General features: G+C 56.6%; 7 protein-coding genes. All 7 read right to left on the bottom strand.

Annotated elements, in window-relative coordinates; translation table 11 throughout:
• Positions 1-519: 519 nt before the first annotated feature.
• The 7 genes from N3G78_01505 to ygeW all read right to left on the bottom strand — a co-directional run bounded on the left by N3G78_01505 (position 520) and on the right by ygeW (position 6367).
• Positions 520-723: a hypothetical protein gene (locus N3G78_01505; GenBank protein MCX8116592.1), complete on the bottom strand. Its 204-nt coding sequence runs from the start codon at positions 721-723 to the stop codon at positions 520-522.
• A gap of 294 nt (positions 724-1017) precedes the next feature.
• Positions 1018-1782 (bottom strand): SagB/ThcOx family dehydrogenase, encoded by a 765-nt coding sequence (locus N3G78_01500; protein ID MCX8116591.1) that lies wholly within the window; start codon positions 1780-1782, stop codon positions 1018-1020.
• On the bottom strand, positions 1779-1964 hold the full coding sequence (locus N3G78_01495) for a hypothetical protein (GenBank protein MCX8116590.1): 186 nt from the start codon (positions 1962-1964) through the stop codon (positions 1779-1781). The genes N3G78_01500 and N3G78_01495 overlap by 4 nt, the downstream gene beginning before the upstream one ends.
• Before the next feature lie 158 nt (positions 1965-2122).
• Positions 2123-2350, bottom strand: a complete 228-nt coding sequence (locus N3G78_01490) for a hypothetical protein (GenBank protein ID MCX8116589.1) — start codon at positions 2348-2350, stop codon at positions 2123-2125.
• Between the two features lie 77 nt (positions 2351-2427).
• The gene (locus N3G78_01485; protein ID MCX8116588.1) at positions 2428-3894 is read right to left on the bottom strand and encodes a pyridoxal-phosphate dependent enzyme; all 1467 of its coding nucleotides are present in this window, start codon (positions 3892-3894) and stop codon (positions 2428-2430) included.
• Positions 3891-5168 carry a threonine synthase gene (locus N3G78_01480; protein MCX8116587.1) on the bottom strand — a complete coding sequence of 426 codons (1278 nt, stop codon included), beginning with the start codon at positions 5166-5168 and terminating at the stop codon, positions 3891-3893. Before N3G78_01480 ends, N3G78_01485 begins: the two co-directional genes overlap by 4 nt.
• A 2-nt stretch (positions 5169-5170) precedes the next feature.
• Positions 5171-6367 (bottom strand): knotted carbamoyltransferase YgeW, encoded by a 1197-nt coding sequence (gene ygeW, locus N3G78_01475; protein MCX8116586.1) that lies wholly within the window; start codon positions 6365-6367, stop codon positions 5171-5173.

Below are 6367 nucleotides of genomic sequence, written 5' to 3'. Positions count from 1 at the left end.
CACTATCCTCACTTTCGTTGCATTAACGATCCCTACGAAGAGGGAACTGAAAGACCCTCCCCCTGTTTCGATAGGGTATGGTTTGGTTGTTGCATTAACGATCCCTACGAAGAGGGAACTGAAAGAGAAGAGTTAGGGACGTCCTTGAAATTTTGACATTTATTTTGAGGGCGTTAAACAGGATACTCGTTGAAGGTGAAGGAGGGGGCGGTGGTGTCCTATGGGAGAGGGCAAATAAAAAGGGCGGTCCCATTTTTAGCGCCTTCTTTACCATTGGGGGATCTGCTTCGTTTGGTCCAATACTCTTAAGGTTGGTGGATCCGCTTCGCTTGATCCGCCCACCGGTATCTTTTGTGGCATTAACGACTCCTGCGAATAGTGAACTGAGGGGAGAACCTCATTCGTTTCTGTTGTTGAGGGAAGGGCAAACCCTGCCTCGTAGCCGAAGGCAAGGTGGTCCCTTCAGGTGCCGGGGAGATAAGAGATAGGAGGAGGTGGGGGGAAAGCTTAGGGTTTAAGTTACTTCAGGTGTTCGTCGGGGAATTTCCTCCCGAAGGAGAACCTGAAGGGGTCCAAAATAAGAAAGCGAGCCGCCTCGTCCGCGCTCCTGGTAGGGAGGGTGAAGGGTAGGGTAACGATGAACACCCCTGCCCCGACCAATCCGACGGCAAACCCGATAGGCCGGGCTATGGCAATATCGATAAAGGCTTTTCCATCGTTCATGGGTAGAGGTTCCTCTTGAGTCTTTTCCTGAGTCCACCCCTTTGAAAAGGTCCCTCCCATCAGGAAAAAGATAACCCAAAACAGGATCAGGTTCTTTCCGACTTTTTTCATCCGAAGCCCCTCCTTTGTTCGCCTCTCTTCTTATCAGATTTTTCCCTTTCAGGCAAGGGAGGACATGGCTCGCTCTTGAAAGGGAAGGCCCATTTCTTTGGATGAATTTCCTTCGGCCCACCATGAGAGGAGAGGCGTTGCGAAACTGTAGGTGAAAAGCAACAAATGCCCCGGTTCCTTCGGTCAAATCTTTCCGACCGAGGCCATATACACGGCAAATTCCTCCTCGCCATCCACACGCAGGAACTGATCCAGCAGCTCCTGATCGTAGGCGGCGATGGCACACGTTCCTGCACCGATGGCCTCGCAGGCCAGGTAGAGGTTCTGGCAGACATGTCCGGCGTCGATGGCGATGACCCTATGGGCTGCAAGGCCGTAGCGCCACTCCATCCGGTAAGGGATCGCGGTCCAGATAAAGGTGACCGCGGCCTGACCCGGATAGGGCTGGCCAAAAGCCGCCCGAACCAGTTTCGTCGAAAGTTTTTCTTCTGAGAATTCGAACAATAGTTGATGAGAAAGGGGCAGGTACCGATAGACGCCCGGCTCGAGTCCTTCTACACGGAAGACCGTTAGGTAAGTCTCCAGGGCATGGCGACAACCGGCGGAGGGGACCGTTCGATAGGCATGTCCCTCATCGATTTTTTCTTTGATCCCCTGGGTCGCCCATAGGAGGAACGAGAGTTCTTCCAGGGTGAGGGGTTGATTGGTGTAGACCCGACGGCTCTGCCGGTTTCGGATCGCGGTCATAAGATCCATGGAGGGAATATTCTTCCAATGTCCCGGCTTGACCAGATCGAGTCGCACCGCACCGGCTGGATAGGGTTTTTCGATCGGGGGCGGGTCGACCCCCCTGTTCTGGTCGGTCTTGGAGAAGTCTACCCTTTTCCGGACACTGTCTTTCAAAAAATACCTGAACTGTCTCAATACCTCTTTCTCTCCATCCTTCATTGGGCTTTTCCTTTCTCCCGCAACGACTTTTTCTTGGCCGCATTAAATTTCTCTTCGTCCATGATGCGGGGGGAGATGCCTTGGAATCCCTTCAGGTTGGGGTCGGGGGGCAGAAGGATCCAGGCGATCCCGAGCTCTTCGTCAATTTGGACGATTTGATCTCCAGGTTGAAGTTTCTTCATGGAGAACGGATCCTTTTTTACAGGGGGCCCTAAGGCGGTTAGATCCCCTTCGGCCGATCGGACGTCCTCGGGAAAAGGGCCAAAGGGAATGGGAAAAAAAACGGGACAGAGCGCAATGGCCCCGTCCCGCCTTCCAACGATCTTCTCGGATATTTCAACTACTCCGTTTTGGCTGTCTCCGAGGTTTTCGCTTCCTCTTTCTTTAAGTCGCGCTGGGACTTGATTTCACTGATGAAATAGAGGAGGACGCCTGCGCCGATCAGGATGAGCAGGGCAGGCACGGTGGCCATCAACCCTTTGACGAACATCGACCACCAGGTGACCAGAAGGATGATCCCGATGATGACGACCACGCCGCCGATCAAGACCCCGAGGACATTTGCCATTCCTTTCACCTCCTGTCCGCCATAAATTTAATCCATAATTAGCAAATGGGCCGAGGGAAGTCAAGGGCCGTTTCGGATCATGGCCTCAGACCGGTGAGGCGGTTGAACTGGTCGATGAGGTCATCGATCTTCTTTGCCTGGGCATGGAGGTTTTCCCAGTAAAACGGGTCGTCCTCCCACTGGGCCTCCAGTTCGGAAGGGTCCTTTCCCTGCTGTTCGATCCAGGTAAAATATTTGAGGTTGTGAATCCGCTTCTTCTCCCTATAACTCAATTCGAGGAGATGGTCGGTCGTGGTCCCCATGAGGACGCGATGATAATCCTTCACCGCCTCTTCCTCGGTATAAGGACCGTATTTTTCTTCGAGCTCCTTTAGCCGCGACCGATAGAGGTCGATGGAGTCGGTAAAGACGGTCGCGATGAAGTCGCGCCGGCCCAACCCATAATATTTGGCAAATTTGATGGCACAGAGAAGGTTCGCCACGCTCGATATCCCCAGAAGGGGAAGCTTGGAGAGGAACTTCTCGTCAACCCCTTCTTTTTTCAGGTAGCCGATGCCCTTGGGTTCGTTAAAAAGGCGGATGAGGTCCAGGCAGGCCTGGTCATCGACCGCAATCACCATGTCCGTATTCCTCACGTGGTGGATCCAGGGGACGTGTTTATCTCCGATTCCCTCGATCCGGTGGTCTCCATAGCCGTTGCAGAGGAGGGTCGGGCACTGAAGGGGCTCGCCCACGGCCAGACGAGACCCCGGAAAAACCTTTTTGAGATAGTCCCCCGCTCCTAAGGTGCCCGCAGAACCCGAAGACGCAACAAAACCCGCAAATCGGTCCTCGGAGGTCATCCGCTGTCGGAGGGCCTCCTCCAGGGCTTGGCCGGTCACTTCGTAGTGCCAGAGGTGATTCCCGAACTCCTCAAACTGGTTGAAGATGAAGAGGTCCTTTCGGGTCCTCTGGAGCTCCTTGCACTTGTCGAAGATCTCCTTCACATTGCTCTCCCCTCCCGGTGTCGTGAGGACCTCTCCGGCGATCTTCGAGAGCCATTCGAACCGTTCCCGGCTCATCCCCTCGGGCAAGATGGCGATCGACTCGCATCCAAGGAGGGCCGCGTTATACGCTCCCCCTCGGCAGAAATTTCCGGTGGAGGGCCAGACGGCCTTGTGCCGGGTAGGATCGAACTGACCGGTGACGAGCCTCGGAATGAGGCAACCGTAGGTCGCCCCCACTTTGTGGGACCCCGTAGGAAACCACTTCCCGATGAGGGCGAGGATCCTCGCCTCCACCCCGGAGAGTACGATGGGGATCTCCATCACATTGACGTCTCCGAATCCTCCTCCGTGATCCACCGGTTCGTTCTTCCAGGTGATCCGGAAGAGGTTGTAGGGATGGAGGTCCCAGAGTCCGACCTCCTTCAACCGATCTTTGATCGCCGGGGGGATTTCCTCTGGGTTTTTCTGTTGCCGGAAGGTAGGGAGGACGATTCCCCTCTCCCTCAATCGTTGAACCGTCCGCTTTAAGGGTTCCTCGTGGATGGTGAGATCGATCATCGAATGTTCCCTTTCTGATGAGAGGGGAGGAGGCCCTGCCTAAGGGCCTCCTCCACGGCGTCGAGGGTCGGCGCAATACGTTTCGGTTTATGGGCCACCGACTTCATGGCCGAGGCAATGTCTTTGAGGCCGCTTCCGGTGACCAGAAGCACGATCCTTTCGTCGGATCGGATCAGGCCGGTCCGAAGCGCCTCCACCAGGCCCGCATAGGAGGCTGCCCCAGCGGGTTCCGCAAATACCCCACACCCCTGGGCCAATATCGAAATGGATTTCAGGATTTCCTCGTCGGTGACCCTGACGAAGGCACCCCCGGTCTCCTGAACGGCCTTCATCGCTTTGATTCGGTCCCTGGGCAGTCCTGCGGAGAGGCTATCGGCGATCGTTTGGGCCTTGATGGGTTCGATCCGGGCAGGATCGATTCCCCTTTTCCAGGCGTGGTATAGGGCCGCAGAGCCAGCCGCTTGGACCCCAATGAGCCGGGGCATCCTCGTGATCCAGCCCAGGGCGATGAGATCCTTGAGGCCTTTGTGGATGCCTCCGAGGATGCATCCGTCTCCCACGGGGACGAAGATCACATCGGGAGGGTCCCAGTGGAGTTGTTCGCAGATTTCGTAGGCCGCGGTCTTCTTCCCTTCGGTCATGTAAGGATTGAACCCTGTGCTCCGAATGTACCATCCATACGCCTGGGCCGCTTTCAGACAGAGGTCGAAGGCCTCATCGTAGGTCCCCTCCACCAAGAAGACCGTCGAGCCATAGGCCATCAGCTGGGCGACCTTGGCCTCGGGAGCCGATTCGGGGACGAAGATGACGTTGGCCCTCCCCACGCTGGCGCACAATCCCGAAAGGGCTGCGGCCGCATTTCCCGTGCTCGCGGTGGTGATCACACTCGCCCCGATCTCTTCGGCCTTGAGGAGGGCAATGGCGCTTGCCCGGTCCTTGAGGGAGCCCGTGGGCTGACGGGTCTCGTCCTTGACCCAGAGATGATGGAGCCCTAAGGGGTTTGCCAGTCGGGGTGCAAAGTAGAGGGGGGTCCAGCCCACCTGGAGGGGTGGCACGGGTTGGGAGATTGCCACCGGGAGGAGGGGGCGGTACCGCCAGAGGTTGTGTCCCTCCCCTTGTAAGGCGCTACGGGAGATGGCCCTGCCAATGGATTCATAGTCATACTGGACATCCAAGATCCCCTCTGTCCCATGGTCTGGACATACATAGAGGACCTCCTCCGGCTTATATTCCTTTCCGCACAGAAGGCACTTGAGATGTTTAACGGGTGGCATGATCAAACGAAGGGGCTTCCGAGGCGTTTCGTCTTTCGCCTCTCCATCTCCCGAAGGAGCGGCACGGGATTTTCAAACCGAGTATTGAGGATGATCGAGGCGATGATATAAGGTTTGTATCCCGCCTCTTGATACGTGGCCAGGCGATACCGCTCGAAGACGCTCGCCTCCACTTCTCCCTGGGGGCAAGAGACCGAGGAGATATCCGCAGGAAGGCAGTGCATGTAGAGACCCTTTCCCTCCCTGGTCAATTTCATCTTCTCCTCCGTGCACTCCCAGGCCCGGTGGCGGGCATTTTGTTCGAGGCACTCCCTCTCGAGATCTTTGAGGCCGCCGAGGTCTCCCTTGTTTAAAAGTTGGGTTCGCCTTTCCATCACCTCATAGGGAGCCCAGCTCTTCGGATAGACGACATCCGCTCCCTCGAAGGCCTCCTCCATGGAATGGACGATCTTGAAGGACCCACCGCTTCGGCCTGCCTGTCTTTTGGCCAAATCGATCACCTCTGGGACGAGGTCATACCCTTCGGGATGGGCGAGGGAGACCTCCATGCCGAACCGGGTCATCAGGCCGATGACGCCCTGGGGGACCGAAAGGGGTTTGCCATAGCTCGGGGAGTAGGCCCAGCTCATGGCGAGCTTCTTCCCTCGAAGGGCCTCCAGAGAGCCGAAATAGTTTATTAAATGGAGCAGATCGGCCAAGGATTGGGTGGGATGGTCGAGATCGCATTGGAGGTTGATCACGGTGGGGCGTTGGTTCAAGACGCCGTGACGGAATCCGTCCGCGAGGGCGTCGGCAACCTCCTTCATGTAACGATGGCCCAGCCCGAGGTAGATATCGTCGCGAATGCCGATCACCTCGGCGAAGAAGGAGATCATATTGGCCGTCTCCCGGACCGTCTCTCCGTGGGTCATCTGGGTCTTCTCCTCGTCCAGCTCCTGGACCCCGAGGCCCAAGAAGTTGGCAGCGGCCGAGAAGGCGAATCGGGTTCGGGTCGATTTGTCCCGGAAGATGGAGATGGCCAGACCCGATTCGAAGCATCGGGCGGAGAGTTGGCGACGGTGAAGCGATCGGAGGGCTTCGGCCACCCACAGGATCCCTTTGATCTCGTCGTCGGATCTCTCCCAGGTGAGCAAAAAGTCGGTTTGATAGAGGTTCGTCCTCAACGATTCCAGACGATCGATTAGGGCCTGATATTCCAT

It is taken from the genome of Thermodesulfobacteriota bacterium (assembly GCA_026415035.1).
In the GTDB taxonomy this organism is placed as follows: domain Bacteria; phylum Desulfobacterota; class BSN033; order BSN033; family UBA1163; genus RBG-16-49-23.
The sequence above is the reverse complement of the archived record's forward strand: the minus strand, read 5'-3'. Positions and strand labels throughout refer to the sequence as shown.